Consider the following 3,363-nt stretch of genomic DNA (forward strand, 5'->3'; position numbering starts at 1 on the left):
AGGGTGAGGCACACAGTCGGTTGTATGTGTCTTACCAGTGTTTTTTTCTATTTCTGCGGAATTTCGTTTGCGGATCGCGACGACATTGACCGAATATTTGGAGCGGAGAGCCAGTTCTGTCAGATTTTTTCCCACAAATTCCCGAGGTGTTAAAAGCTCAATCATCGTATATCCATCACCAACCTGCAGGTAATCTTCCAGGTGGGGATTCGCCAGCAAGCGGGCGAGGCGCGCTCCCGCCTGGACCTCAGGCTGGATCACTTCCGTCGCACCGATCTGAGTAAAAATTTCAGCATGAAACTGAGATTGAGCGCGACAGATGATTTTGGGAACCCCCATTTTTTTAACGATCACGGTTGCCAGTAATGCCGCTTCAAAGTTTTCACCAATCGAAATCACACACGCATCCACTTTATCGATTTCCTGGCTCTTGAGTGCCAGTTCATCTGTGGCATTCAAGCGAACGGCAATCGCGACATCATCTTTGATTTCGTTAACCAGCTTGTCAGAATGATCGATGGCAATCACTTCCACTTCACTGGCTCCCAGGCGTCTGGCCAGTTCTGTCCCGAATCGTCCTAATCCGATTACCGCTACTTTTATCACTGGATCGTTTCTCCCTCAGAAAATGAAGTTGTCTGATGATGTGCGAGCTCTCATTTTGTCTGATCTCTGATTCCAGAGCGACTCCCAATTAACTTTAGCGTCATCAAGACTATGATACTCGATCCAAATGGCCTTGGAGAAGCTATTGCAAAACTGGATGCACGCTAGTTTAACCTAAATTGACGCTTTCCTCCGGGTATTGGTATCTGTAAGAGGGCCCGCGGTTGGTCAGTGCAATGAGAGCGGTCAGCGGGCCAACTCTTCCAATAAACATGGTGGCTATGATCACCCAGTGAGAGGGCGTAGTTAAATCTGCGGTAATTCCTGTGGAAACTCCCACAGTCGCAAAAGCACTTGTGGTTTCAAACAAATGGTCCAGAAAGGCTTCCTCTTTGTTTTCGAATAAAATTACCAATAGCGTCGAAGACATCAGAACCAGGATGCCGAGCGAAATGATGGTTAACGAACGATGGATTAAAGTCGCGGGTATTGTGCGGCCCATGATTTCTACACGATCCCTGCCTTTGAGCAGAGACCAGACGGAAAGTAATGCCAGTGCAATGACGACTGTTTTCACTCCTCCCCCTGTCGAACCAGGAGATGCTCCAATAAACATGAGTAACACAGCGAACAGTTTGGACTGTGGCTGGTATTCTCCTAAATCAACGGTGTTAAAACCAGCGGTCCTGAAAGTCACGGATTGGAACCAGGCGGAATTTAATGACTCCCAGGCAGAAACCTCTTCTTGTGCGTGAATTGATTCCAGAAAATACAGCCCGAGCGTGCCACCTGCCAGCAGGAAGAGTGTGGTCAGAAAAACAAGTCGCGACGAAATCGTCAGTCTGACTTTCTGGGTGGGCAGGTTGAATAATGGTTTGCGCACAGAGAAGTTCGAAAAGTGGGTGATTCCGTAAAGCAAAAAATTATAATTCACAGCAAACCCCAGCCCGCCAATGATAATTAAAGCAGGCATCACGGCCCAGACCTGCCAGTGGTGTCCCATGTTAAGGAGATTATCATCCATCAAACTGAAACCGGCATTACAATAACCACTGATGGAATGGAATAAACTATGAAAGAGGCGTTCTTTCCAGGGGAGTTCTGACCACAGGCCTGACAGAAAGACAGCACCCATGAGTTCCGTGAAGATTGTGATTCCCAGAATCGCCAGCAGCAACCGCCTGACATCGCCCCGTTGATGAGATTCCAGCATCTCGCTGAATGTCACGCTCTCGCGGATTTGCATTGTCCGTCCAAATGCGGCGGCAAAGAAAGCGCCAAATGTCAGAATACCAAGTCCACCAATTTGAAAGAGAAGCATGATGATGGTTTGCCCTGTTCTGCTCCAGTAGGAACCAGTGGGGACCACGATCAGTCCTGTGACACAACTGGCACTTGTGGATGTAAACAAGGCCACCAGAAAAGGGGCGCTTTCTGTTGCGGTATCAGACTCATCCTGAACTCTTGCCGAAGGAAACATCAGGAGCCCTGTTCCCACGAAAATCAGCACCAGAAAGGAGGCAACAACAATTAAGGCAGGGTTCCAGCCTCGGGACGAGACACGTCGGATTAAAATAATCGATTCATACAGACCTCTCAAGATGACACAGAATTCTGAGACGCCTAGAATCAAATCCAGCCGAGCAGGGCTATTCACAGGCAGCAGGTCATGCACGATCAGAATGGCAGAACACGTGAGTAACCAGAGACCCGAAAAAAACAAATAAATCAGATGTTGCCTGAGAAATTCTTTTCGGGAGCGATTCCAGACATAGCGGATCAGCAGACTGAGAGTGAAATAGACCATCGCGAGAACGATGGTGGCTCCTAATTCCCAGTGAACGATGGTGGTAATCTTTAGCAGGCCATGTAGAATAACAGTGGAAGCCAGTCCGACAATCAGCGCAATGATTTCAAAACGCCGGAGCACACGGCATCGCCTTGGATAATGCGTTTCATGCTGAAAGCGGCTGGGAAGGTGTGACAATGTCATAAGAATTTAAACTGTAACAAAATTTGAATTTATGAAAACTCGTTCAGGCTCTGCCAGCACTATAATGCAATTGAAACAGTGAGAAAATGGTACGCGATTTTATTTCCGAAAGTTTGACACATGATCCGATTCATGGATATATCCCGTTTACTTCAAAAACGGGGATTCCTGGGAATGAGGTTTCCGAACAGGAAATCATTGACCATCCCTGGGTGCAAAGGCTGAGGCACATTCATCAGTTACAGACTGCCTGGTGGGTTTTTCCGTCGGCAGAGCATATGCGGTTTCAGCATGTTCTGGGGGCGATGCATCTGGCGTCAGTGGCGATAAATGCGTGGTACGATTCCCTGAGCAGTGCTTGCCGAAATGTTCCTTCATTGCCCTATGTTGAGAGTCTGGTACGGCTTGCAGCGTTGTTGCATGATGTGGGTCACGGCCCGTTCGGTCATTTTTTTGACGATCATTATCTGGACCAGTATGGGCTGACACATGAAGATATCGGTGCCTACATTATTGAACATGAGCTGGGAGAATTGATTCGGGGCATCCGTAGAAATCCGAATGGTCGCTTGAATCCTCTGGAAGAACTCGACCCGAAACAGATTGGCTGGCTGATTCGGAGGCCCGCTGGCGATGCTGAAAGTGAGCAGGGGAATCCTGACTGGTTATGTAAGCTGCGGGCGATGTTCAGCGGAATTTATACCGTGGATAATATGGATTTCGTTCTCCGGGACGCTTATATGTCAGGTTATAACATCCGGGCT

General features: G+C 48.1%; 3 protein-coding genes. 1 reads left to right on the plus strand and 2 read right to left on the minus strand.

The genetic code is table 11. From position 1 onward, the window contains the following. Nucleotides 1-606: TrkA family potassium uptake protein (locus Q0294_RS00140; RefSeq protein WP_299459386.1), on the minus strand; the 606-nt coding region annotated here is incomplete at its 3' end. A gap of 169 nt (nucleotides 607-775) precedes the next feature. Then, nucleotides 776-2,536: a potassium transporter TrkG gene (locus tag Q0294_RS00145; protein ID WP_299459387.1), complete on the minus strand. Its 1,761-nt coding sequence runs from the start codon at nucleotides 2,534-2,536 to the stop codon at nucleotides 776-778. Nucleotides 2,537-2,685: 149 nt separating this feature from the next. On the opposite strand from Q0294_RS00145, the gene Q0294_RS00150 reads away from it, so the two are divergent. Beyond that, nucleotides 2,686-3,363: HD domain-containing protein (locus Q0294_RS00150; protein WP_299459388.1), on the plus strand; the 678-nt coding region annotated here is incomplete at its 3' end.

The organism is uncultured Gimesia sp., assembly GCF_937919775.1.
Classification (GTDB): domain Bacteria; phylum Planctomycetota; class Planctomycetia; order Planctomycetales; family Planctomycetaceae; genus Gimesia.